General features: G+C 44.6%; 26 protein-coding genes. 13 read left to right on the top strand and 13 right to left on the bottom strand.

Annotation, left to right across the window (positions count from 1 at the left end):
- The first annotated feature begins 1 nt into the window (after position 1).
- The 3 genes from NFI81_RS11090 to NFI81_RS11080 are packed head-to-tail and all read left to right on the top strand — an operon-like array spanning position 2 to position 2963.
- Positions 2 to 745 (top strand): ABC transporter ATP-binding protein, encoded by a 744-nt coding sequence (locus NFI81_RS11090; RefSeq protein ID WP_234612371.1) that lies wholly within the window; start codon positions 2 to 4, stop codon positions 743 to 745.
- Entirely contained in the window at positions 742 to 1848 is a 1107-nt protein-coding gene (locus NFI81_RS11085) for an ABC transporter permease (RefSeq protein ID WP_234612372.1), read from the top strand. Before NFI81_RS11090 ends, NFI81_RS11085 begins: the two co-directional genes overlap by 4 nt.
- Positions 1845 to 2963 carry an ABC transporter permease gene (locus tag NFI81_RS11080; protein WP_234612373.1) on the top strand — a complete coding sequence of 373 codons (1119 nt, stop codon included), beginning with the start codon at positions 1845 to 1847 and terminating at the stop codon, positions 2961 to 2963. The genes NFI81_RS11085 and NFI81_RS11080 overlap by 4 nt, the downstream gene beginning before the upstream one ends.
- Here the strand turns inward: NFI81_RS11080 and NFI81_RS11075 are convergent, their stop codons facing one another.
- The 6 genes from NFI81_RS11075 to NFI81_RS11050 all read right to left on the bottom strand — a co-directional run bounded on the left by NFI81_RS11075 (position 2964) and on the right by NFI81_RS11050 (position 9443).
- On the bottom strand, positions 2964 to 3980 hold the full coding sequence (locus NFI81_RS11075; protein WP_234612374.1) for a zinc-binding alcohol dehydrogenase family protein: 1017 nt from the start codon (positions 3978 to 3980) through the stop codon (positions 2964 to 2966). It abuts the gene before it with no gap.
- Positions 3981 to 4019: 39 nt separating this feature from the next.
- A complete protein-coding gene (locus tag NFI81_RS11070; RefSeq protein WP_234612375.1) occupies positions 4020 to 4808 on the bottom strand; it encodes an SDR family oxidoreductase in 789 nt (262 codons plus the stop codon).
- A 36-nt stretch (positions 4809 to 4844) separates the two neighbouring features.
- Positions 4845 to 6098: an L-fucose:H+ symporter permease gene (gene fucP, locus NFI81_RS11065; RefSeq protein ID WP_234612376.1), complete on the bottom strand. Its 1254-nt coding sequence runs from the start codon at positions 6096 to 6098 to the stop codon at positions 4845 to 4847.
- Positions 6099 to 6196: 98 nt separating this feature from the next.
- Positions 6197 to 6949 carry a LytR/AlgR family response regulator transcription factor gene (locus tag NFI81_RS11060; RefSeq protein ID WP_234612377.1) on the bottom strand — a complete coding sequence of 251 codons (753 nt, stop codon included), beginning with the start codon at positions 6947 to 6949 and terminating at the stop codon, positions 6197 to 6199.
- A gap of 123 nt (positions 6950 to 7072) precedes the next feature.
- Positions 7073 to 8095, bottom strand: a complete 1023-nt coding sequence (locus NFI81_RS11055; RefSeq protein ID WP_234612378.1) for a cytochrome d ubiquinol oxidase subunit II — start codon at positions 8093 to 8095, stop codon at positions 7073 to 7075.
- A 34-nt stretch (positions 8096 to 8129) separates the two neighbouring features.
- Complete coding sequence (locus tag NFI81_RS11050; RefSeq protein WP_234614863.1) at positions 8130 to 9443, bottom strand: cytochrome ubiquinol oxidase subunit I; 1314 nt, start codon at positions 9441 to 9443, stop codon at positions 8130 to 8132.
- A 280-nt stretch (positions 9444 to 9723) separates the two neighbouring features.
- Here NFI81_RS11050 and NFI81_RS11045 point away from each other — a divergent pair, with 280 nt between their 5' ends.
- Entirely contained in the window at positions 9724 to 10014 is a 291-nt protein-coding gene (locus NFI81_RS11045) for a hypothetical protein (RefSeq protein WP_234612379.1), read from the top strand.
- Complete coding sequence (locus NFI81_RS11040) at positions 10005 to 10289, top strand: type II toxin-antitoxin system RelE family toxin (protein ID WP_234612380.1); 285 nt, start codon at positions 10005 to 10007, stop codon at positions 10287 to 10289. Before NFI81_RS11045 ends, NFI81_RS11040 begins: the two co-directional genes overlap by 10 nt.
- Positions 10290 to 10292: 3 nt before the next feature.
- On the opposite strand, the gene NFI81_RS11035 is transcribed toward NFI81_RS11040, so the two are convergent.
- From NFI81_RS11035 to NFI81_RS11025, 3 genes are all read right to left on the bottom strand, one after another.
- On the bottom strand, positions 10293 to 11276 hold the full coding sequence (locus NFI81_RS11035) for a 3-hydroxyacyl-CoA dehydrogenase family protein (RefSeq protein WP_234612381.1): 984 nt from the start codon (positions 11274 to 11276) through the stop codon (positions 10293 to 10295).
- Positions 11277 to 11406: 130 nt separating this feature from the next.
- Positions 11407 to 11604: a CsbD family protein gene (locus NFI81_RS11030; RefSeq protein ID WP_234612382.1), complete on the bottom strand. Its 198-nt coding sequence runs from the start codon at positions 11602 to 11604 to the stop codon at positions 11407 to 11409.
- 153 nt (positions 11605 to 11757) lie between these two features.
- Positions 11758 to 13032 carry a beta-1,2-mannosidase gene (locus NFI81_RS11025; protein ID WP_234612383.1) on the bottom strand — a complete coding sequence of 425 codons (1275 nt, stop codon included), beginning with the start codon at positions 13030 to 13032 and terminating at the stop codon, positions 11758 to 11760.
- 170 nt (positions 13033 to 13202) lie between these two features.
- Here NFI81_RS11025 and NFI81_RS11020 point away from each other — a divergent pair, with 170 nt between their 5' ends.
- Positions 13203 to 14927, top strand: a complete 1725-nt coding sequence (locus NFI81_RS11020) for a DNA polymerase/3'-5' exonuclease PolX (RefSeq protein ID WP_234612384.1) — start codon at positions 13203 to 13205, stop codon at positions 14925 to 14927.
- A 124-nt stretch (positions 14928 to 15051) separates the two neighbouring features.
- Positions 15052 to 16233: an ATP-binding protein gene (locus NFI81_RS11015; protein ID WP_255717367.1), complete on the top strand. Its 1182-nt coding sequence runs from the start codon at positions 15052 to 15054 to the stop codon at positions 16231 to 16233.
- A 23-nt stretch (positions 16234 to 16256) separates the two neighbouring features.
- Here the strand turns inward: NFI81_RS11015 and NFI81_RS11010 are convergent, their stop codons facing one another.
- On the bottom strand, positions 16257 to 16892 hold the full coding sequence (locus tag NFI81_RS11010) for a class I SAM-dependent DNA methyltransferase (RefSeq protein WP_234612386.1): 636 nt from the start codon (positions 16890 to 16892) through the stop codon (positions 16257 to 16259).
- 5 nt (positions 16893 to 16897) lie between these two features.
- Positions 16898 to 17830 (bottom strand): hydrogen peroxide-inducible genes activator, encoded by a 933-nt coding sequence (locus NFI81_RS11005; protein WP_234612387.1) that lies wholly within the window; start codon positions 17828 to 17830, stop codon positions 16898 to 16900.
- A 226-nt stretch (positions 17831 to 18056) separates the two neighbouring features.
- Here NFI81_RS11005 and NFI81_RS11000 point away from each other — a divergent pair, with 226 nt between their 5' ends.
- The 4 genes from NFI81_RS11000 to NFI81_RS10985 all read left to right on the top strand — a co-directional run bounded on the left by NFI81_RS11000 (position 18057) and on the right by NFI81_RS10985 (position 21956).
- Entirely contained in the window at positions 18057 to 18380 is a 324-nt protein-coding gene (locus NFI81_RS11000) for a DUF3316 domain-containing protein (protein ID WP_234612388.1), read from the top strand.
- A 117-nt stretch (positions 18381 to 18497) separates the two neighbouring features.
- Positions 18498 to 19067 carry an RNA polymerase sigma-70 factor gene (locus NFI81_RS10995; RefSeq protein ID WP_234612389.1) on the top strand — a complete coding sequence of 190 codons (570 nt, stop codon included), beginning with the start codon at positions 18498 to 18500 and terminating at the stop codon, positions 19065 to 19067.
- A 12-nt stretch (positions 19068 to 19079) separates the two neighbouring features.
- Positions 19080 to 20072 (top strand): FecR family protein, encoded by a 993-nt coding sequence (locus NFI81_RS10990; protein WP_234612390.1) that lies wholly within the window; start codon positions 19080 to 19082, stop codon positions 20070 to 20072.
- Between the two features lie 72 nt (positions 20073 to 20144).
- Positions 20145 to 21956: an STN and carboxypeptidase regulatory-like domain-containing protein gene (locus NFI81_RS10985; protein ID WP_234612391.1), complete on the top strand. Its 1812-nt coding sequence runs from the start codon at positions 20145 to 20147 to the stop codon at positions 21954 to 21956.
- Between the two features lie 3 nt (positions 21957 to 21959).
- Here NFI81_RS10985 and NFI81_RS10980 read toward each other — a convergent pair whose 3' ends face one another.
- Positions 21960 to 22592, bottom strand: coding sequence for an ATPase (locus NFI81_RS10980; protein WP_234612392.1), 633 nt, complete (start codon positions 22590 to 22592; stop codon positions 21960 to 21962).
- On the bottom strand, positions 22585 to 22848 hold the full coding sequence (locus NFI81_RS10975; protein ID WP_234612393.1) for a hypothetical protein: 264 nt from the start codon (positions 22846 to 22848) through the stop codon (positions 22585 to 22587). Before NFI81_RS10975 ends, NFI81_RS10980 begins: the two co-directional genes overlap by 8 nt.
- A gap of 251 nt (positions 22849 to 23099) precedes the next feature.
- Between NFI81_RS10975 and NFI81_RS10970 the strand changes: the two genes are divergently transcribed.
- Both NFI81_RS10970 and NFI81_RS10965 read left to right on the top strand, forming a co-directional pair.
- Entirely contained in the window at positions 23100 to 24200 is a 1101-nt protein-coding gene (locus tag NFI81_RS10970; protein ID WP_234612394.1) for a hypothetical protein, read from the top strand.
- On the top strand, positions 24200 to 25126 hold the full coding sequence (locus NFI81_RS10965; RefSeq protein ID WP_234612395.1) for a lysophospholipid acyltransferase family protein: 927 nt from the start codon (positions 24200 to 24202) through the stop codon (positions 25124 to 25126). Before NFI81_RS10970 ends, NFI81_RS10965 begins: the two co-directional genes overlap by 1 nt.
- Positions 25127 to 25219: the final 93 nt, after the last annotated feature.

Here is a 25219-nt window from a genome sequence, read left to right as displayed (position 1 = left end):
TATGGAGGAAAAAGTGATTGTTTGCGACAGGCTGGCAAAGCGTTTTGGCGATTTTATTGCCACGAATGAGATTTCTTTTGAGGTAAATAAAGGAGAAATCTTCGGCTTTCTGGGCGCGAACGGTGCCGGTAAAACCACTGCTATGCGAATGCTTTGCGGCCTATCAGCCCCGACTTCCGGCTCAGCAACCATTGCAGGCTACGATGTTTACACCGAAACCGAGAAGATCAAGCGGAACATTGGCTATATGAGCCAGAAATTTTCACTTTACGAAAACCTGACGGTGCTCGAAAACGTCGAGTTTTTCGGAGGCATTTACGGGCTTACGGATCAGGATATCAAGAAAAAAACGGAAGAATTGGCCAGCAAGCTCGGGTTGAAAGGTGAGATGAAAAAACTCGTTGGATCGCTGCCATTGGGCTGGAAACAGAAATTATCCTTTTCAGTAGCCGTTTTACACGAACCCAAAATCGTTTTTCTGGATGAGCCAACCGGAGGCGTTGATCCGGTAACAAGGCGTCAGTTCTGGGATCTGATCTACGAAGCGGCGGATCGTGGAATTACGGTTTTTGTAACCACACATTATATGGACGAGGCCGAATATTGCAATCGTATATCCATCATGGTGGACGGGAAAATTGAGGTGCTGGACACACCGGGCAATCTGAAAAGGCAGTTCGAAGCCGACTCGATGGACGAGGTGTTTTACCAATTGGCGAGAAGCGCAAAAAGAGCAGATTCATGAAACAGTTTATCGCATTTGTCAAAAAAGAGTTTTTCCACGTTTTGCGTGACAGAAGAACATTGCTGATCCTTTTCGGCATGCCTATCGCCCAGATCCTGATCTTTGGTTTTGCTTTGACCAACGAGGTGAAGGATTCAGAAATCCTTGTGGTGGATTATGCAAAAGACGATGCGTCGCAACAGATCATTGCCGAGATCGCAGCGAGCCGTTATTTCGACATCCGGAATGCTGCATTGACGCACAAAGAGATTTTATCCACTTTTCAAAAAGGCAAGATCAAAGCCGTCGTTGTCTTTCCATCCGATTTCAATCGCGATCTTTTGCATAATAATCAGGCTCAAATACAGATCATTACGGACGCAACAGACATCAATACGGCCAATATGATCACCAATTACCTGACCGCGATCATTAAAGATTACCAAACGAAGATCAATGAAAATCTTACGATCCCTTATCAGATCATTCCCGAAACGCGGATGCTTTACAATCCGCAGCTCAAAGGTGCGCACGGTTTTGTGCCTGGTGTGATGGCGCTCGTGTTAATGTTGGTTTCTGTGATGATGACAGCCATTTCTATTGTCAGGGAAAAAGAGATGGGAACGATGGAAATCCTGTTGGTTTCGCCATTTAAGCCTGTTTTGGTGATTTTTGCGAAAGCATTTCCCTATCTGATCCTGTCACTGATTAATGTCGCTGCGATTCTTTTTCTGAGTGTTTTCGCGCTGGAACTTCCGATAAAAGGTAGCCTGCTGTTGCTGTTTGGAGAAAGCACATTGTTCATTATCACTTGTTTAGCATTAGGAATTTTTATTTCCATCAAAACCGATTCACAGCAGATCGCCATGCTGATTTCCTTAATGGGCATGTTGTTGCCAACCATGATGTTCAGTGGTTTTTTATTTCCTATTGAAAACATGCCGGTTCCATTGCAAGTTATTTCCAACATTATCCCTTCCAAATGGTTTTACATTATCGTTAAGTCGATCATGATCAAGGGATTGGGCATTGCTGCTCTCTGGAAGGAAACATTGATCCTGGCTGGTATGACGCTGTTTTTGCTTGCCATCAGTTTAAAAAGCTTTAAAATTCGCCTGCAATGAGAACACTTCGATTTCTGTTACGCAAAGAGTTCCGGCAGATTTTCCGTGACAAGGCCATTCTCACGCTCATATTCTTTATGCCGGTTATCCAGTTCATTATCATGCCATTAGCGGCTGATTACGAGGTCCGGAATGTGAATCTGTCGGTGGTTGATAATGATAAATCCACTTATTCTCAAAAGCTGATTTCAAAAGTGATCGCTTCGGGTTACTTCAAATTGCAGGGCTACAACAGCTCGTTTAAGGAAGCATTTCAGTTAATTGAGTCCGATAAGGCCGATTTGATCCTTGAAATCCCGCACGGTTTCGAGCGGAACCTGATCAGGGAGACTAAGCAAAAGTTGTTTGTGGCAGTGAATGCGATCAATGGCACAAAGGCCAACCTGGGCGGGGCATATCTGAGCACCATTATCGGTAATTTTAATGCGGACATTCGCATGCAACTGATTCAGCAACCCAGATTCAGCCAGTTTCCGGTGATTGAGGTGGTCGCTTCCAACTGGTTCAATCCGGTTCTGAACTACAAAGTTTTCATTGTTCCGGGCATTCTGGCCATCTTGGTGACCATGATAGGAGGGTTTCTGACGGCGTTGAACATTGTCAAGGAAAAAGAAGTCGGGACGATTGAGCAAATCAATGTTACACCCATTAAAAAGCACATTTTTATCCTGGGAAAACTGATTCCTTTCTGGGTTTTGGCGATGATCGTCTTTACGATCGGGCTTATTCTGGCTCGCCTGATTTATGGGATCGTCCCCATTGGCAGCCTGCTTGTGTTGTATGTTTTTATCGCCATTTACCTGCTTACCGTGCTTGGTTTCGGGCTTTTGGTTTCTACTTTCTGTGACACGCAGCAGCAGGCCATGTTCATCATGTTCTTTTTCATGATGCTTTTCATCCTGCTCGGTGGATTATTCACTTCAATTGACAGCATGCCGTATTGGGCCAAACTGATCACCCGCATTAATCCGGTCCGTTATATGATCGAAGTAATGCGGATGGTGATTTTAAAAGGCAGCGGATTTCAGGATGTTTTGCCGCAAATGGCCATAGTTTCCCTGATGGCGGTTATTTTGAATGGCTGGGCGATTTTGAATTACAAAAAAACAAACTGATCAATTCAGAGAAACCATCGCCTTAATAACACCATTGGCAGGATCGAGCCAGCCTTCAAACTCATCTTTCACCTGACCAAAAGTCACGCGGTGCGTGATGTAAGTTGTAGGATTAATGTATCCAGCTTTCATGCTGTCGATAACATGCTCAAAATCAACGCGAGTAGCATTGCGGCTGCTCATTAATGTGGCTTCCCGCTTGTGAAATTCCGGATGACTGAAACTGATTTCACCTTTTTGCAAGCCCACAAGCACATATCGGCCGCCATGCGCGAGATAACTGAAAGCTGTATTAATGGCTCTCAAATTGCCGGTCGCATCCACGATTACCGTTGGCATATCACCGTTTGTAATCTCATTTAGTTTTTCCAAAACATTGTCTGTCAATGCATTAATCGTGTGCGCAACGCCTAATTTTTCGCGGCAGAATGCTAATCGGCCATCATTAATGTCCAGTGCAATGACATTTGCACCTGCAATGCGTGCAAATTCCATAGTTCCGAGTCCGATGGGTCCGGCGCCAACGACCAAAACCGTTTCATTTTGCCCCACATTCGCCCGTCTGATGCCGTGTGCGCCAATTGAGAGCATTTCCACCAGCGCCAGCTCATCAAAACTCAAACCATTCCCATGCACAAGCGAGTAGGAGGGAACCGACAAATATTCAGACATTCCGCCATCAATATGCACGCCCGAAACACGAATGCTGGTGCAGCAATTGGGTTTGTTGTTCCGGCAGGCAATGCATTTTCCACAATTGAAATACGGAATAAATGTCACCGCGTCACCTACGGAAAATCCCGGCGCGCCGTCGGTTTCGACAATTTCCCCGGCCAGTTCATGACCCAGAATGCGCGGATAATTAAAGAAGGGCTGCGTTCCCTCGAATGCATGCAGATCCGTCCCGCAAATGCCGATCCGCTTGATTTTTATAATGGTATTTCCCGGCGTTAGTGCAGGTTTTTCTGCTTGCTGATAGGCAAATTCCCCGGGTGTGGTGCAAACCAAAACTTCCATAACTGAATGGAATTAATTTATATTTTTGTGTTGAGAATATCAGGAATTGGCCAATGCGCGGTCCAGGTGCACATAGCCGCCGTCTACATAAATTAGCTGGCCCGTGGTGTGGCTCGAACGTTGCGATAGCAGAAAAACGGTCATATTGGCGATTTCTTCGGCTGTTGTCATCCGGTTTTCCAAAGGAATGTGCGCAGTAATAGAAGCCAATTTTTCCTGCGGATTCGGCAGTGTTTCAATCCATTTTTCATAAAGCGGTGTCCAGCATTCCGCAACGATCACCGAATTGACGCGAATGCCATATTTCAAAAGTTCAACCGCCCATTCACGCGTCAGCGCATTGCGGCCGCCGTTGGATGCCGCATAGGCAGAAGTGCCTCCCTGTCCCGTATCCGCAGTTTTTGAACTAATATTCACAATAGAACCCTTGGAGGCTTTAAGCGCAGGCAATGCATAATGCGCCATCAGATAATAATGCACGACATTCTTGTGCAGGGAAGCTATAAACGCATCATAATCACCATTTTCTAGCCCAACTCCATCATTAACACCTGCATTATTAACCAGGCCGTCGATGCGGCCGAACTTTTCCACAACAGCCGCCACGGCTTGTTCACACGCTTCCGGCTTTGTAAGCTCTGCAACCACTTGGAACGAATTAATTCCTTTGGCAGACAGCGCATCCACCACTTTTTGGTTGTCCTCAGCATTGCGGCCGACGATCACGGGAATGGCGCCTTCATTTGCCAGCACATGCACAATGCCTTCGCCTATTCCTTTTGCGCCACCCGTTACGATAACGACCTTATCTTTCAATTGTAAATCCATGATTGATTAAATATTAGCTAAAAATACGGACGATTTTTAATGGGAAGCACCCAGCGTCACATGCTTAATTGAATTGTTTTTGATTGCAAAATAAAGAACCACCAGGAAACAAACCGCCGGAACAATGTAGGCTGTTTGAATGGACGAAATGTCTGAAACCTGACCCATGATAACCGGGAAAATGGCGCCGCCAACGATGGACATAATGACCAGGGAAGAGCCGATTTTGGTTTTTTCTCCCAAACCACGGATGCTGAGCGCAAAAATCGTAGGGAACATGATGGACATAAAGAACTGGACGCCTACCAATGCGTAAACCGCGACCATGCCTTCGGTAAGGACGGCAAGGATCAGCAAAGCCACATTAATAACACTATAAAGTGCCAGCAGACGCGGCGGAGCCACAAAACGCATCAGATAAGTGCCTATGAAACGCCCGATCATGAAGCTAAGAAATGCGCCGGAAAGTACATAAGCGGCCGTTTTTTCATCAATCCCCGCGACTTTATCCGAGAAACGAATGAAGAAGCTGCTGATACAAACCTGTGCACCAACATAGAAAAACTGCGCTATAACACCCAAAATCAGGTTTTTTTCAGACCAGATCGAGCCGCTAACTTTTCCGGTTGTGTCCTCTTCTTCCTGAATTTCTGGCAACGTTGTGCGCCAGATCATCACGGCGACAAACAAAACGACTATTCCAATAACCAAAAAAGGCATTTGCACGGAAGAAGCCTCAGCATTAAGATAACTATCCAGCTGCTCGGCGGACATGGATTGCTGTTCCTGCTCAGAAAGCGTTTTTCCTGAAAGAATGAATGTTCCGCCCATCAACGGCGCCAGAAAAGCGGCCAAACCATTGAAGGACTGTGCAAAGTTGAGGCGTTGGGTAGCAGAATCACTATCCCCCAAAACCGTAATGTACGGATTGGCAGCCGTTTCCAGTAATGTTAGGCCGCTGGCAATGACGAATAATGCAAACAGGAAAAAGCCGAAATGCCTTAGTTCGGCAGCCGGATAGAATAAAAATGTGCCGAAAGCAAACAGAAGCAGGCCTAATGTAATCCCCGCCTTGTAACCAAACCTTTTCATGAAAAGCCCGGCGGGTAAAGCAATCAGGAAATAGGCGATATAAGATGCGGAGTCAATAAGGGCAGATTGAAAGTCACTTAATTGACAGGCTTTCTTTAAATGCGGAATTAAAATTGGGTTGAGATTAAGGGCAAAACCCCACAGAAAAAACAAAGAAGTGATCAGAATGATAGCCAGCCGCGTTTTACGATCGGTCATAGAGGTCCGTAGTTAAGAATTTGGTAACAAGATATAGTAACGCCGTTTCCCGGCGTATCTACTTTGTTATGACAGAATTTCTCTGCCAAGTTATGACCCTAAGGAACATTCAGCAAATTTAAAACGGCTTCTCTTTTTCTGCGTGAAATGTATATATGTGTCCCGTCTGAAAGCACAAGGTAATCGTTGCTATTGGAAATGCGCACAATGTGTTCAGCATTAACCAGGTGGGATTTGTGCACGCGGATAAATTTAAAATGTGCCAAAATCTCCTCATAATGTTTGAGTGTTTTGGTAGCCACGAAAGGTTTTTTCCGCTCGGTCAAATGGATAACTGAGTAATTCCGGTCCGACTCAATGCGAAGGACTTCGGAGAGTGGAAAAAAGAAGGCGCCTTTTGAAGACGTGACGGCCAACCGAAACTCATTTGGGTCCTTCCTTTCAGCATTTTGGATAAAATTTTCATAGACCTTCCGCCTCCTGGGCGAAGTGGAGCGCTTGGCGAGATAGCGCTGCATGGCACCGATGAGCTCTTTCGGGTCGATTGGTTTCAGCAAATAGTCCAATGCACTGAAACGAAGCGCCTGGATTGCATATTTGTTGTGTGCGGTTGTAAATATCACATCGAACTGCGGATTTTTCAGTTTTATCAGCAGTTCAAAACCATTCTGATAAGGCATTTCGATGTCGACAAATGCTATATCGGGCTCAAAATCGTGCAAGATATTGCGTGCGTCCGCCGCAGACCGCGCGATGCGGACCTCTGAAATTTCAGGAACAAAATCAATGATCAGGCGGTGCAGGAAATTCCGCGCGGTCAGTTCGTCATCAACAATTAAAACTTTGATCATAACAGGGGGGCGGGGCACTTTTAATGCGAGGCCCCTTGCATTTCTCTCGCATTCCAAAATATTGGTAATTGAGAAATTTGCGCCTGTCGGATGTGCCACCGGCTGTTATGGATGATTCTTAGGCTAATGTTCAGCCGCGTGGTCCAAAGGTTTTTTCTGAAAACTGTAAATTAGATAGAATAGGGCAGGGAGGATAAAAACGCTTCCGATCAGCAATGCGAGTGCAAGCGCCTCCATTGTCTTTTCCTGTCCGCTGTGTTCAAGGAGCGACAGATAACCGCCTCCTTTTAGAATAACAATATTAGGGAAATGTTTATAAGTCGTTGTCAATAAGATCATTGTCACCTGGAATCCGGCCAGCGGGCGGAGTAATGCAAGCTTACCCTGGTAAAGTAGCGACCACATCCAGACGAGCGAAAGTGTGGCAGAAATAATGGCGATCCGTCCTACCCAGTTGCCAAAAACCCAGTCGATCAGCGGAATGTGCTCGATGTAAGCCGCAATAAACACGAGAATGCCGCATAGCACTGCGGCAATGTTGAAAAACTGCGCTTTGTGTGCAAAACGAAGCCTGTCCTGATCATTATCTGTTTCGCCAATCAAGTAAACGGAGGCCAGGAAGCCGCAAATGGCAACCGTGAACATGCCCACAGCAACCGAAAACCAGTGGAGCCAGCTGAAAATATAAGCCGAAAGAAAGGTGTCCGCCTGCGGATCAATATGCCCGGAAACGGCGCTTCCCGCAATAATCCCCAGAAACAATGGTGTTATAAAGCTTGAAACGGCAAAAATGGTGTTGTATAAATGTTGCATATCATCTACCACGGCGTCATAATGCCGGAAAGTGAAGGCCGTTCCGCGGGCTATAATGCCCAAAAGCATGATCGTCAGCGGGATATGCAGGTGAATGGACATGGTTGAGTAGATCACCGGAAATCCTACGAACAGGATCACTATAGCAATGATCAGCCACATATGATTGGCCTCCCAGATCGGCCCGATAGCACCATATAATGTCTTGCGCGTCACGGCTTTGTTTCTTCGCGACGTGAAAAGCTCGATGATCCCTGCACCAAAATCGGCCCCTCCAAGCAGGAGATAAAGGAGGATGGAGGCCCATAAGAAAGTGATGACTACGTAGAGCATTATTTAATGGCTGAATGACTGAATGAGCGAATGTTTAATGTTGTTTGTCGTAAAGTACTCCGACCATTTTGATCTGGCGGTAGAGCATAAAAACTACGATGATTGCAAGGGAAACGTAAACCGCGCTGAACAAATAGAATGAGTAAGCTATGCCGGGCATAGGGGTAACCGCGTCGGCCGTTCGCATGACATTGTGAATGATCCAGGGCTGTCGGCCAACTTCTGTTACTGTCCACCCAGCTTCCACGGCAATAAAGCCCAGTGGGGTTGCAGCCACAAATAATTTCAACAGCCAGCGACTTGTGAGCCAGTGTTTCTTTTTCCAGAGCGCCAGAAAATAAAGGACAGCAACCAGCATCATCGCCATGCCCATACCGACCATAATCTGGAAAGCATAATGTGTGATTGCGACAGGCGGCTGGTTTTCTTCCGGAATTCTGTCCAGGCCGGTCACTTCCGATTTAAAATCACCATGTGCCAGAAAGCTCAGGAAACCAGGCAGCTTTATCGCATAATCCACCTTTTTGTTCTTTTCGTCGGGGATGCCGCCCACAATTAATGAAGCAGATTTTTCTGTGTGAAAATGCGCTTCCATTGCGGCCAACTTGGCTGGTTGGCGGATAGCAACGTCTTTGGCTGAGATATCGCCGCTTAATGGTTGCAAAATCGCCGCAACACATCCGAAAATGGCCGCTATGGTGAATGATTTGGTATGAAAAAGTACATTTTGCCCTCTCAGGATCATCAATGCGTGCACACCCGCCACCGCAAAACCGGTCGCCACAAATGCAGCGATCGTCATATGGAGCGCTTGTGAAAACCACGCGTCGTTGAACATGGCCTCAATGGGATCAATGTTGATATACTGGCCATCGACGAAATCGAAGCCGGCCGGGCTGTTCATCCACGCATTAGCCGCCACAACAAGGATTCCCGAAGCAAGCCCGCTCACGCCGACAACGACGCCCGTGAACCAGTGGAACCATTTGTTGAACCGGTCCCAGCCGTAGAGGAAGAATCCCAGGGCGATTGCTTCAATAAAAAATGCCGTTCCTTCCAGCGAGAACGGCATTCCGAAAATAGGGCCTGCATGTTTCATGAATTCCGGCCACAACAGTCCAAGCTCAAACGATAGGACAGTTCCCGAAACCGCGCCCGTTGCAAAAAAGATCGCGACGCCTTTGCTCCATGCTTTTGTGACGTTTTTGTAAACAATGTTGTTGGTCCTGAGCCAGTAAAAATGCGCTACGGCCATAAAAAACGGCATAACCATGCCAATACAGGAAAATATAATGTGAAAGCCCAGCGAAAGGGCCATCTGAGATCGGGCAGCTATAAAATCATCCATCATGGAATTATTTTACTAAAAAATAGGAAGCATTCAAAGCTCCCCGGCCGCCTAAAAGCCAGCCGTCCAAAGCTAACGAAGTCTTATATGAAGAACCAGTTTTTCAGCAAAAAGGATCGTTGTGAAGGAAAGGAAATGGAAGGAATATTGTGGATATTATGAATGTGTATAATGTAAGGGGAGCTGGTTATTGCAACCATAATTTTAAACTGATATTAGCAATTTAACAAAAATTTATTAGTAATATTACTAATCTTTGAAACATCAATGTTCTTAAAAAATGCTGGGTATTATTGAAGATTATAAAGATCTGAGAAGTCATTTGGGAATTCTGATTGACAGGTCTGGATATAAGAATGCTTATATCGCTGAGAAAACCGGCATTCCTGCACCGAATTTTTCACAAAAGAAGAAACGAGGAAATTGGTCTGTGGAGGAAATTGAAAAAGTATTGAAAGTGATTGAAAATCAGGAGCTCGAAGATATATTTTTGTTAGAAATTTTGAAGAACCGGGATAAAGGAGACACATTAACCTTCGAGCAGTTCCAAAAAGAGATGGGATGGAACTAGTTGTTGAAAAGACATTTGTAAAAGAATTAAAACGCTGTCCCGATTACATTCAACGGCAAGTCGCTATTGTTTTAAATACAATTAAGGCTGTAGAACACATTATGGACATCCCTGATTGTTCACTGATACAGGGTAAAGCCAACAAAGAATATTATAGAATCCGCATTGGCGGTTACAGAATCGGTCTGAAATACCATGAAGGCACGATTAAAATCGTTTCCATCCTTACCATTCAGTCAAGAGGTGATATTTATAAGAAATTTCCTCCCAAATAGACATTAACTTTCCCCCTTCGCAGCCAACCTTTTCTTCACAACATCCGCTGGATATTTTAATGCCAGCTGCCTGATTTCGTAGGTGAATTCCTTAAATGTCTCCTCCCAGACCTCGGCTTCGCCGGGTTCGTAGTTGTAGAAACCGTGGGAATTGGCCACGCCGCGGCCGCCTTCACGGACAACTTTATCGATGAGTTCAGGGACTTCGGTGCTGTTGTTTAATGTAGGGAGCAGATTTTTCATGACGGTGTGGTAGGCGGGAACGCCTGTCAGGTCCATCCAGCGGAACACGCCGACTAAGGTCATAAAATAACCTGCATTATTGCGGCAGGAGCGGTCGACATCTTCAATGGTAGCATAACCGTTTTCAACCAGGCTGATGGCTTCGCGATACATGGCGTACATGAGCCGGTTGGTGATAAATCCGGCAATGTCCTTCCTTACCAGGATCGGTTCTTTGCCCCATTTGTGGGAAAGTTCGTATAAATATTCGCCATTTTTAATGTCCGTATCATCTCCGCAGATCACTTCCAGAAAGCGCGTCGTATGCGCTGGCTCTGTCCAATGCAAACCCAGAAAGCGTTCAGGATGAAGCGTTAATTTCTGCAACTGGCTGATGGGGATGGCAGAAGTGTTGCTGGATAATAATGCATCCGGTGCAATAACCGCTTCCACTTTTTTATAAACAGATTCTTTAATATCAATGTTTTCAATCGTGCATTCATTCACAATTTTGCACAGTTTGAGCTCGGCGTAATCCTCTGTAATGATCAGATTTTTTAAATAAAATTCCGGCCCGTTTTCGACCAGCCCTTTTTCTTTCGCATTTTCCAAATGCTCCCTAATTCTTCTTTCCGCATGAAGCAAGTCTGCGCTGATCGGGGCAATGGCAACCACCGGGTGGCCTGCAATCAACAAGCAAGTAACAATGCTGCAGCCCATTAACCCCAAACCAACTATGCCGACAGGTATTTCATTTGGATTCATTCGGAGAGGAAATTTTATGTTAAAGATTATACTAAAAGGACGAGATGGATGCTTCCTACTACACAAAAAGAGCCTCGGAATGTAATTCCGAGGCTCTTAATTTATTCATTATTCAATCCAAAAACTGGACCTATCTAGACCATTTATCTACTTCACTTTCAACTTCTTCACGGGTCTTACCTAGTTTTTTTTGAAGTTTGCCAAGAAGCTCATCTTCTTTTCCATCTTCATATAACAGGTCATCATCGGTCAAATCTGCATATTGTTGCTTGAATTTACCTTTCAGTTCATTCCAGTTTCCTTTTACTTGTTGTGTGAAAGCACTCATGATTTCATCAATTTAAATTAAAAAATATGCTTGGTTAAAAGCATGCGACTGATGAAACATGGGCAACAATCATTCCACTAGCATTTCATTAAGTTTTTAGCGGTTTTGAGTAAGAATTTTCCCGAAAGTGTCCAAATATTTGCTTGGAAAACCTTACTCCGCCTGTGCAATGAGCTTATCCAAGCGCACAATGCCCTGCACCATGGATCGAACAGAATGATAATTTACTTTCCAGGAATGGCTCATATGCTTCCAGATCGGCTCGCCCTGACGGGTTAATAAGGGTAGCCATTCGCCCACTTCGTGATGGATCATCTTATCAAAAACAAAGCGGTGAGTTGCATCATATGCTTTCAAATATTTTTCATCCCCATAAACCCGGTAAGCATCCAGCATCCCAATAATCACTTCCGCTTGCTGCCAGAACTCTTTTTCACGATCATAAACTTCGCCTGCATGCGAGCCTTCCACATACACGCCGCCGAATTCCCAGTCGATGCCATGCTCCACCGCGTGATCGTAGGAAGCCAGGAGTTGGTCTTGATAGGCGTCATAGGGAACGCCTGCGATGTCCAGCGCATGCATGAGCAGCCACGCAAATTCCACATTATGGCCATAGCTTGTGTTGTCTTCGGCAGAGCTTTTCATGCCATCTTCCGAAAACCGGTCCCAGCCCCAGATAATGTCGAACTTAATTTGCGGCGCAACTGTCCAGTCTGCCCAGAACTGCGGAATGCCCGTTTTGTATTGCGGGTGCATGATTTTATGCAAAAGCAGCTCAATAATTTCCATCAGCTTGCGCTTATGCACTTGTTTTTGGCTTGCTTCATATAATGTTGTAAAGGCCTCCATCAAATGCATATGGGCATCCAATGTTTTACGGTCGCCGCCCGCCGGACCGTTGCCTTTCAGCTCCCAGTTACGGTGGAACATTTCAAAATATCCACCATAGTAAGTGTCTGCCCCGTGTATTTGTAATAAATCAAAAACCTTTTCAGCATATTCCAAACCGCGTGGATCGCCCGTTGCCAATGTGTATTCGGCCAGACTGTAAATGGCAAAACTATGTCCGTAAACGATCTTTTCATCAATCTTAACATTGCCCTTGCGATCCATAAGCCAGTAAAATCCGCCATTTTCCTCGTCCCACATTTTATTGATCAGAAAATCCACGCCGTGGCTTGCAATAGCAGCATAACGACCGTCGCCATAACCCGCCCTATGTGCAGAAGAAAATGTAAAAACAGTCCTGGTTTGGGCAATGAGCGATTTTTCGTCTTCGCCGGAATCGTTTCCAGCATTGTCGAAATGGGTGATGAAGCCTCCATTTTCTTTGTCTACACATCTGCTTTCCCAAAAAGGAAGCAACTCGGTTGTTAAATGGTTATGGATTTCGCTGCGGTAATTTTTTAATTGGTCAATGCTCATTTGGTAATCCTATTTATGTCCCCGGGAGGGCAGTTTTGGTTAAAGTTTTTTCTATCTAAGACAGGCTAATACTATAACTACTTAAAGGAAAAAATGGACTACTTACCCGATATTTGCAAATGCTGAGACATAAATCGTAATTCGCAAAGAATTCTTTAACCTGAAATGATATGAGCAATCCTGAAATTGTTGAGATCCTGGAATTAACCGCCAAATTGATGGAACTGCACGGTGCAGACCCTTTCAAGATCAAGGGATATTCGATTGCGGCTTTTTATCTGGATAAATATAAGGAAGGGGAGCTCCAACATATGACGGAGCAGGAGCTTACCAAATTGCAGGGAATTGGTAAAAGCACCGCCGGCAAGATCGTTCAGATTGCAAAAACGGGAACATTTCCGGAGCTCGAAGACCTGCTTCGCAACACGCCGCTGGGTGTGATGGAAATGTTCAATATCAAAGGAATAGGACCTAAGAAAATAGCCGTGCTATGGCAGGAACTCGGCATTGATAACCTGCACGAGCTCGAACTGGCTTGCCTGAACGGCACAGTTGCCAAACTCAAAGGTTTCGGCGGAAGCATTCAGCAAAAAATCATTGATTCACTGGCTTTTCTGAAAGATCAGGCTGGAAAATTGCGGATGGACAAGGCAGAAGTGATCGCTGAAATGATCGTTAGGGAGCTGAAAAAGAGCTTCGATCAAGTGGAAGTTGCTGGCGATATCAGACGCAGGGCCGAGATTGTGGATACAATCAAAATCCTGGTTGGGACAGATTCGCCGGCTTTGCTGCAAACGTTTATTGGTGAAATTGAAATTCTTGTTCAGGACGAAAAACGGTCATCGCCTTTTGTGTGGCGCGGGAATGTGCAGGATGTGATGGTTGATATTGAAATCGTTGCTGCCAAACCCGAACGCGTTGTGAATGAATTATTTATCGAAACTTCCGATGCATTGCATCTCGGTTATCCGACGCCGGCCGGCAGCACGATCTGGCGTCATGCATATTATGAAGAAGCAGAGAATGAAGAGGTTATTTATCAAAAAGCTGGGCTGCCTTACATTGTTCCAGAAATGCGCGAAGGCGCCAATGAGTTCCTCTGGGCCGAAACGCATTCCACAGATCAGCTCATTACCTGGGACGACCTGAAAGGGATTTTGCACAATCACAGCACTTATTCCGACGGTCAGCATACATTGGAACAAATGGCGCTGTATTGCCGTGAGCTGGGTTTTGAATATTTGGGAATTGCCGATCACTCGCAGACTGCTACTTATGCGCAAGGTCTTAAAATCGAAGACGTCATTCGCCAGCACGAAGAAATTGCAAAACTGAACGCGCGTTTCGCGGCAGAAAATCCGGAAAAGCCATTCAAAATCTTAAAAGGAATAGAATCTGATATTTTAGGAGACGGTTCATTGGATTATCCAACCGAGATCCTCGCCTCGTTCGATTACATTGTTGCATCCGTGCATAGCAACCTCACGATGACGCTTGAAAAAGCCACCACGCGATTGCTCAAAGCCATTGAAAATCCATATACAACCATATTGGGCCACCCCACCGGCCGCCTCTTACTTTCAAGAGAAGGCTATCCCATCGATCACAAAGCCATCATCGACGCCTGCGCCGAACGTCAGGTGGTCGTAGAAATCAACGCGTCCCCCTGGCGCCTCGACCTCGACTGGCGCTGGATTTCCTACTGCATGGAAAAAGGCGTCCTCCTGAGCATTAACCCTGATGCCCATTCTAAGGAAGGCTATTTTGATATGCATTATGGCGTTGCCGTGGCAAGGAAAGGCGGCTTGACGAAGGATATGACGTTTAATGCGTTTGATTTGGGTAGGATGGAGGAGTATTTGATAAGTAGGTTGAATATTTTAAATTTAAAATAATAATAATTATATTAAGTTTAAAATTGTTTACTATTTTAATAATTGAACTATAAAATAGTATTACTATTTTTGTGCTGACAAAGTAAAATAGGTAAACTAATTTACTCTTCACAATTTTTGGCTTATGTTTTTTTCCAGAGATATCTATCCCCAACTGCTTGAACACCTATCAAGAAGGCAGATTACAGTTTTAACCGGCATGAGACGAACGGGTAAAACTTCTTTGGTAAAGCAACTTTTATCCCAATCCGACATAACGCAAAAGCACTATTTCGACCTCGAAAGAATAGACACCCGTGCACTATTTTCTGAGCCTAACTATGAAACAATCATATATGCGCTTACGCAAAGAGGGACTGATTTTACGAAAAAAGTGCTGATCGCCATCGATGAGATACAATTAGTGCCGAATCTTCCCAGTATTCTTAAATATCTCTACGATACTTATGATATCAAGTTTATAGTGACGGGATCCAGTGCTTACTATATGAAAAATCAGTTTTCGGAGTCACTTGCTGGGAGGAAGAAGATTTTTGAAATTTTCCCATTGAATTTTGGCGAACTGCTTTCATTTAATGGCGTTCCGGCAGTTACATTGAGTTTTGACCAATCAGCTAAATATGCAGAATCCGAGTACGAAAGGCTAAAAATGTATTATGACGCCTACATAAATTTTGGCGGATTTCCCGAGGTAGTTTTGGCCGATTCGATTGCTGAGAAAAAGGATTTGATCAGTGATATTTTAAGTTCGTATATCAATTTTGACCTTGCTTTGCTTTCTGACATTAGAGATCCAACTAATTTATTTAAGTTAATCAAGTTGTTATCCGTCCGGATCGGCACGAAATTGGATGTCTCAAAATTGACCAGTGTTATTGGCATTAACCGTACAGTTGTTGAAAACTATCTGGATCTTTTAGAAAAAAGCTATCTGATCAAAACGATTCCTGTGCGTTCCACAAGCCCTGATCGGGAGATTGTGAAAGCAAAAAAGGTGTACTTTTTAGATAATGGGATTGCGTCGTTATCGGGCGATCTGGGGAGCGGTTCTAAATTTGAGAATGCCGTTTTTAACCAATTACTGCATAAAGGTGAAGTGGCTTACTATCAGCTCAAAACCGGCAGGGAAATTGACTTTATTGTGGATAAAGACTTCTGTTTCGAAGTGAAAGAAACAGCAACAGAAGCAGATTTGAAGAATGTCCAATCCCTCGCGAAAAATCTGGAAATCACCAAATCATTTGTAATAGGAAGGCACCCTGTCAAAAAATTCGAAGGTTTCATTTGGGGAGGTTTTATTCGCTAAAACCTCCCGATTTTATTACGCACTTACCCCTTCCCAAACACCAAAGCTAAAATCCTGGGGACTTTCGTCCGATCATCCTCATCAAAAAACTCACGCACTTCTTCGATTTTTAAGCCGTATTTTGATGCGGATTCGGTAAAATCGGAGACATTGTGAATGTAGCAGGGCACTATGGTCTGGCCTTCTTCGGTTTCGAAGCGGGCTTTGGAGCCGGAATATTGCTTAAATGGATGAAGTTCGCCCAGATATACTTTCCCGCTGCCAGAGAGCTTTTGGCTTACTTCTCTGAAAATGAAGTCAAGGTTTTCAATGTGTTCTAGGACAAGGCTGAATGTGATCAGGTCGAATTTGTCGCTTGTGAAATTCCAGTCCTGGGTAATGTCAGCCTGGATGAATGTGGCTTCGCGGCCGGATAGTTTTTCTTTGGCTTTGGCGAGCATTTCTGCGGAAAGATCTGCGCCGATGAGTTTTTTGGTCCTGGTAATGAGCCATTGTGAGTTCTTCCCTGTTCCACAGCCGATTTCCAGAATGCTATCAAATGACTGATCAGCCAAAATCTGGCGAAGCGCCATCGCTTCCAAATCGCGCGTTTTGTTCACGTTCGTATCATATTGCTCCGACCATTTGTCGTAAGCTTTTTGCGTATTTTCAATGCTCATGGCTTTTATAAAATCCTTAATGCTGTATTGGTTTCAAAAATTTCCTGTGGCAAATATGCAGTAATTCCTGTTTTTAAAGCATCAATCAGCCTGGTTTTCATTTGTTCGCGGTTGACCAGCAGGCAAACTTCGCGCGCCGGCTCGGGAAACTGAAAGCTGCGAATGTGCTTTTTTCGCTCCTCGGAAAGCTCCATAACCGCCATTTCCGGTAAAATGGTAATGCCGCCGTTCTTCTCAACCATCCGGATCAATGTTTCAATGCTGCCCGAACGATAACTGAAACTGCTGCCAAACTGGCTGTTGCGGCTCAATTCACACAAGCGCTGGATTTGCGTGCGGAAACAATGTCCTTCTTCCAAAAGCCACAGCTCGTTCGGCTCGATATCTGCTGGCAGAATGTATTTTTTGGCATACAAATCGGTGTTTTCCGAAACATAGGCGTAAAAGCGTTCCTTATATAACGGGATTTCCTGCAAGCTGCTTTCCTCGGACAACGAAGCAATAATTCCCACATCCAGATTGCCCAGTTTCAGCTCACTAATGATGCGTTCGGTGATCATTTCGGAGACGTGAAGCTTGATATCGGGGTAATTGGTAATAAAAGGATTAACGAAATGCGGCAGCAGATAAGGTGCAATGGTGGGGATGATCCCTATCCGCAATTCGCCCGATAAATCACCATTGAAATGCTTGGCGATCTCATTCATCCGCGATGCCTCACGCAAAATCGTTTTAGCCTGATCAATAATTTCACGGCCTATGCCGGTGGGAACAATGGGTTGTTTAGTCCTGTCAAAAATTTTAACGGATAGTTCTTCTTCCAGCTTGCGGATCATCATGGAAAGCGTGGGCTGGGTCACATTACAATGTTCGGCTGCCTGGACGAAATGCCTGTAATTATCGACTGCGACAATGTATTCCAGTTGTTGAATGTTCATTTAGACCGAAGGAGTGGGGATAGATTATATTGATGTAAAGATAATGTTAATCGGTTTATTTTATAATCATAACGTATTCTGTTTCGCGTTACTCTAAGACTTGGCAGTGCGCTTTGCATTAAATTGCTATTAATTTTTGTTTTAGACTGAAAACGGGCATGATATTTGGTTGATCATTGTACATTAGATCAATAAAATATCTATCGCTCACATTAATTTGAAAAAAATGAAAAACCTGAAAGCATTGGTTCTGCTGGCTTTAATGGCTTTTGCAGCCCCAGCATTTGCACAAACGGCGACGCCCGCCAAGAAACCGGCTACCAATAAAACAACCGTGTCTACGAAGCAGACCGGAAATGATAAAACCACTATCAAAGTAAAAGCTAACGGAACGCCCGACAAGCGTTATTCGGAGAACAAAAAGCTCAAAGCCAACGGCACGCCGGATAAGCGTTACAATGAAAACAAAAACCTTAAAAAAGACGGCACGCCGGACAAACGTTTCAAAACGAGCAAAGCCGACTCGCTGAAAGCTGCTAAAAAGCAATAGATCAAAATAATACCGGAAATATTCTCCGGAAAATTTAGGGTAAGCGCCCGACTGGTTGTCATTCCAATGAACAGCCTAAGTCGGGCGCTTATTTTTTACCAGTAATCTACCATTGCAATGAACGTAGCCATCGCGGATGACGTAACATTTTTAAGCAGGGATCGGGAAGCGGAGTTTGAGAGGGTTTTTAAAAAGCATTTTAAAGGCCTTCACGCCTATGCCTGCACTATTTTGCGGGATGACATTATGGCCGAAGAAATGGTGCAGAATGTTTTTTGCCGGCTCTGGGAAAAGACAGATCACATTGAGATAAAAGAATCTGTCAGCGGCTATCTGTATCGCTCGGTTTACCACGAAAGCCTTAATTATATCAAGCATTTGAAAGTCAGGGACGCCTACCAAACGTACGCAATTAATCAAATGGAACACAGCAACAACACAGCTCATCACCTAGAACTGAAAGAGCTTGAACAGCGCCTGGACAGCGCATTGAAAGAATTACCCGAAAAATGCAGGACGATATTCCAGATGAGCCGATTTGAAGAGCTGAAATACCAGGAAATCGCCGACCTCCTGCAATTGCCTTTGAAAACAGTGGAAAATCAAATGGGTAAGGCGCTGCGTCTTTTGCGTCTGAAACTGGTTGATTTCCTGCCCGCATCCATCCTCTTATTTCTCCTCAGCTAATCCGTGTCAGTCATGCATAAAGAACTGAATTACAACATAGACGACTTGCTTGTCAAGGCCTTACTGGACGAGGCAAACGTCGCAGAACAGATCGAGATCAACCAATGGTTGTCCGATAGTGATGAGAACCAGCGATATTTCGAGCATTTCGAATTGATCTGGAACCAGAGCAAACAATTGGCAGCGCAAAACCTGGTTGATGAAGATGCAGCCTGGGAGCGTTTCAGGAAAAGGACGCAAAAAGTGAGGGAAGAAGCGCCGGTTATCCCTCTTCACGAACCGAAAAAGTCGTTTGCTTTCCTTAGAGTTGCCGCGCTCATCGCCGCAACCTTGTGTACGGGCTGGTTAGCCTATATGTTTTTTGGTCAAAGTGTTGATAGTGAGATGCTGACCGTTCGTTCGGGATCGCAGACTGTGATCGACACATTGCCGGACGGGTCCATTGTGACTTTAAATAAAAAATCAAGCATCTCTTATCCCGCTGAATTTACGGGAGGTAAAAGGGAAGTTGCTTTGACAGGCGAAGCATTCTTTGAGGTGACGAAGGACAAGACAAAACCATTTATAATTTCAGTGAATGATATGACTGTGAAGGTTTTGGGGACGAGTTTCAATGTGAAGGACAATGCTAAGAAGACCGAAGTGATCGTAGAAACCGGTTTGGTTGAAGTGGCCAAAAACAATGAATTTGTCCGCATTAGTCCCAAACAAAAAGCAACGGTCATCAAAGCCAGTCCGGCGTTGGTAAAGGATGAAACAGAAGATGATTTTTATAAATATTACCGAACAAACAAGCTGGTCTGCAACGACACGCCTTTGTGGAGACTGGTGGAAATCCTGAACGAAACTTACGACGCCAACATCGTGATAGGAGACGAACGTTTGAACAATCTGCCTATCAATACAACATTTGATAAAAAATCGCTGGATAGCACATTAAACCTTATCAGTGAAACATTAACAATAAAAGTTGAACGCAGCGGAGCGCAGATCATTTTGAAATAGGACTTATCTTTCGGAATGAATCGGACTTTTACGCTACTCAACACGATAAAATTCATCATAAGCATGCTAATTATGCCCTGCGCAGCCTACGCGCAGGGCATTCTGAGTAAGACTGTTACCGTTTCCGCACAAAGGGAGCCGGTGTCAACGGTTTTAAAAGCAGTCAGTGATCAGGGAAAATTTTACTTCTCATATAACAGCAACATTATCTCCGGCGACAGTCTGGTAACATTAAATGCCCCTCAGCAAACTGTTAAGCAGGTGCTGGACCAGTTGTTCGGCAGCAAATATCAATACAGGGAAAAGGGTGATTATCTGATCATTCTTCCGGCTGCGAGAGAAAAAGTATTCTATATAAGCGGCCATATTTTTGACCAGGAAACGCAAGTTGCGGTTGACTATGCCAGCATTTATTCCAGGCAATTGCTGGTCTCCACTTTGTCGGACGATGCAGGACATTTCAGGCTTCGGATTAAGGACAGAACTCTCCCTTTAAGCCTGACGATCAGCAAAGTAGGCTACGGGGACACAACGATTGTCATCAATCAGGAAAGTGCGGATATGCGCATCAATATCTTGCAAAAAGCCGTTGATCTGGACCCACTGATTGTTCGCTATTCCGAAGGTGAATCGACCTGGCTCGGGCGTTTTTTCCTTTCTGCTAAGTTGCGGGCGCAAAGTCGTAACATTGGCCGTTTCTTCGTCGCGTTGCCTTATCAGGCATCATTAACACCGGGGTTAGGCACGCACGGGAGAATGAGTTCGCAGGTTGTGAACAAGTTCTCACTCAACTTGCTGGGCGGCTACACGGCTGGGGTCAACGGCGCTGAGATAGCCGGAGGCTTTAATATTTCAAAACAAGATGTCCGGTATGCGCAACTTGCGGGAGCATTTAATGTGGTTTCCGGGGACGTAACGGGTGTGCAGCTGGCGGGTTTCCTGAATCACATTCTTGATTCGCTCAGCGGCGTTCAGTTGTCGGGTTTTGGCGGCATCGTAAAGAAAAACATTCAGGGCGTGCAAGTGAGCGGCTTTGCGAGTAGGGCGGCATCGTCGCTGCATGGCGTCCAGGTTTCCGGTGCGTGGAGCTCAGTCCGGGAAAATGTGGATGGCGTTCAGGTTTCGGGTGGATGGAGCTCTGTTCGGGGTGACGTGGACGGCGCTCAGGTTGCGGGCGCATATAGCCATACGTCTGGGAATTTTAGCGGTCTGCAAATCGCTGGCGGGCTTAATGTTGTGCAAAAGGATTTTTCAGGCGGACAGATCAGTGGGGGAATCAATGTTGTACAGGGCAAAGTCCGTGGTTTTCAGTTTGGTGTGTGGAATGCTGCCCGGAGATTGAGCGGGACACAGCTCGGCGTGATCAATGTTGCCGACAGCTCTTCGGGACTTAGTTTGGGACTGATTAACATTATCCGGAAAAGCACTTCCAACATTTCTGTTTATGCCAATGAAATTACGCCCGTAAATGTAGCCTGGAAGATGGGAACGCATAAATTTTACAGCATACTCATGGCAGGAACTACCACTGGCGGACAAAACAAAGTCCTCACATTCGGAGCCGGAATTGGGAAGGAATTTTTCCCATTCAAGAAGTTTGGTTTCTTTACCGAAATTCTCAATCAGAACATTTACACCACCAGCTGGGAGAATATGCCATTCATTTATCGCTTCCAAACCGCGGTTACCTACAAGCTGAACAAGCGCCTGATGCTGTTTGCCGGTCCATCATTCACCATATACGACAGTGACGGTTTCCAGACCGAAAAAGGCTACAAATCCTTCCCCCCCAAAGGTTACCCCGACTTTGGAATGGCTAACAAAGACATGACCTCCTGGATCGGCTGGCAAGGCGGTTTGAGCTGGCGTTATGGGAAATTTTAATTGCTAGAATGTTTCAGCTTGCTCAATGATCTTCACCAGTTCGGGCATATTATTCACTATCCACGCCGGCACTTTATCTTTTCTGATGAAGCAAATCTTTTGATCTTCCAGAGTGAGTATGTGCGTAGCAGTAATGGAACTGTTGTCAATAATGGTGAGTCTGTCTATTAAAGGTAGATTTTGATCGAGTAAACGTATGTTGCCGAAAAAGTTTTCATAGATATGAGCAGGCGCAACATGATGTCCACCCTGTGAAACCCTCACAGCAACTCTCTGCAATGATATATTAACGTTTTCAAGTGCCAGAAAAATCATGTTGATCCTATATCCGGCGTCTTGAAATCGCCTGATCGTTTTCCAGGAGTTTTCGGTGCTGAAATGCCCTTCGTAAGCATAGTCCTGTCTCTCGACAATTGCTCTTGAAATTTCATATTCAAAGATGCGTTGAAGTTCCTCTTCTGCTAGTTGCCGTGCATATTTTGCCACTTTGGTTAGCTTGTAATGCCGATTCAGCAGTTGATAAAATATTTTATCACCATCAAAAACGGGAAAGTCAGTTGGTTTGGGAATCAAAGCGTTTGCATTTAAAGACTTTCCTGCACCGTTTGGACCGGTAATCAAGAAAAGATCAGGCATACTGAAACGCAGGCAGATTAAGTTTCTGTCTGATATCCGCAGTTTCGGCCGGGGTTAATGCTCTAACCTCAATGATCGTTTGCAAATCGTCAGCTAGGTTCATCAATTTCATAGAACCGTCTGGATATTCGTAAATGAAGCCCTCTGTGTTAATCTCAGAATCGTGAAGCATAAAAGGACACCCCTTCTCAAAGGTCTCTAAACGAACTTCCTTCAAGTGTATATTCAACCGCGATTCTTCTTTGGTAATCATCATATTAAAGTTATAGTGTCCTGACTGTAAACAAAAATAGTAAAATCGAGCATCCAATGAAAGCAGAACGCGACACAACTCAAACGGAAACCGCCCCATTGAGTCAAAGCGATTTTTTTTCCAAATTATTTTAGGGTAAGCGCAAATCTCGTTGTCGGTACTTTGCATACAGCAATTGGACCGGATTGAAGGCCTGCAATTTGAGTTCCTGCCGACTGTATGTGTTTAAATGATTTCTCTTTAAATACATTCCCATGAAAAATTTAAGATTTTTTGCTACCAAAGCACTTTTTGTAAGCATCTTTTTACTCGGCCTTTCTTTTGTTTCTTTTGGTCAAAACGACACCATATCAGCAGTGCATGTTGGATTTATTTATCCGCTCAGCACCAATGGCAAACACGCTGCTTCCTATACAAACCGCTTTTCCCTGCACGCCATCGCAGGCCTTTCCAAGTCAGAAACAGGCGTTGCCATTTCCGGTGCAGCCAATCTGATCAAACAAGACGCATCCGGATTACATATGGCGGGTGCGGTGAACCTCATTTCGCACGATGCAAAGGGAATTCAGCTCGCCGGAGGAGCCAACATTATAGGAAACAATGCCAACGGAATTCAAATGGCGGGATTTTCAAACATTATAAAAAATGAAGCGAAAGGCGGACAAATTGCAGGATTCATGAATTTGGCAGGCAGTTCTCAATCGGTGCAGATGGCGGGCTTTGCCAACATTACACGCAACGATGCGAAAGGATTGCAATTGAGCGGATTTTTGAACAAAGGTAAAAATGTGAATGCGCAGGTTGCGGGTTTTGCCAACATTGCCAAGAATGTTAAGGGCATACAACTTGCTGGGTTAATCAACATTGCAGACACGAGTGACTATCCCATTGCCGTTTTCAATTTTATCAGAAGTGGTGAAAAAACCATTGCACTAACGCTTGATGAAACCATGACAACCATTGCATCCTTCCGTTCCGGTGGCCGCGTTTTATATGGAATTGCCGGTTTAGGATATAATTTCAAAGGCGATAAACGCGACTTGTACGCAATTGAAGCCGGTTTAGGTGCGCACATTAAGTTGGTCAAGGATTTCAGGCTTAATCTGGAAGCGGTCAGTCAAACATTGTCTAATTTCAAAAAAGGCAGTTATAATAAAAACTCCCTGCGCATTATCCCGGCTTATAAAATTGGTAATAAAATCGAAATCTTCGCCGGCCCGACCATTAACTATGTAAGTTACAAACGGGATAACGACTATGACTTTGTCAAAAAATACATTTGGAAAAACGATAGCTCCAAGGATTTTCAGGGCGTTCATTTCGGGTTCAATACGGGCATCCAGCTCAAATTGTAATGCGCAGCGCCCAATCCATGCCATGGAAAGAGAAGCGGTGGCTCACTGCTTCTCTTTCCCGGATCGGCGTAAGCAGCGTCTCCATCCTGTTCTGGCGAGTAACTTCGCATTTTATTTATCTGGTTTTCCGGCATATTTGGCCGTATCGCAAAAAGGTTATCCTGAAAAATCTGACGATATGTTTTCCAAATCTCTCAAATGCTGAGAAAGCCCGGTTGACGAACAAATATTACCGGCACCTGGCGAATCTGATCGTAGAGCCTTTAATGGTCCGTAACATTGCCCAGAAGGACCTTGCGAAATTTGTGAGCTACGGGAATCCGTCCGTTATTCATCAATTACTGTCGGAAAAAAAGGACGTCGTATTATTGGTTTCACATTATGGGAACTGGGAATATCTCTTTTCAATGCCTTTACTGACTAACAGCAATGTTCTGGCAGCTTACTCGCCTGTTTCCAATGGCATGTTGAATGAAAAGTTGAAGAGGCTGAGAAGCCGTTTCGGCATTAAGCTGATCCCGAAAGCAAACTGGTATCGCTCGGCTATAAATTGGTGCGATAATAAACCTGCAATATTTGTCAACATTGCTGATCAGAGACCGCCCGTCGCGGGCAAAAACGTAATCGAATTCTTTAACCGCGAGACGTATATCCAATCAGGTGCGGCGCGCATTGCGATCAAGCGAAATAGCGCCGTAGTGTACCTGGATGTACAAAAACGGGGTGCGCACAAATACAATTTCAGGTTCAATTTACTGGTTGAAGAAGCCGGAAAAATGGGTGAAACGGAAATAATGAAATTGTATTATACAGAGTTGGAAAAGAATATTAAGCGCCAGCCTGAGTTGTGGTTATGGTCTCATAACCGATGGAAATTTGGTTTTTCTACTACATTACCATCAAAAAAGCCAATAAATGTTGTATAATTCAGCAAATGGTGTGCGTTAGTCCCCAGTTCCCGATTTTTGACCTAAAATTGTAATCTTTTCATAGTCAGTTGTTTGAATACAAATGTTTTG

The organism is Dyadobacter fanqingshengii (assembly GCF_023822005.2).
In the GTDB taxonomy this organism is placed as follows: domain Bacteria; phylum Bacteroidota; class Bacteroidia; order Cytophagales; family Spirosomataceae; genus Dyadobacter; species Dyadobacter fanqingshengii.
Note: the sequence above shows the minus strand (reverse complement) of the source record. Positions and strands in the feature narration are given on the sequence as shown.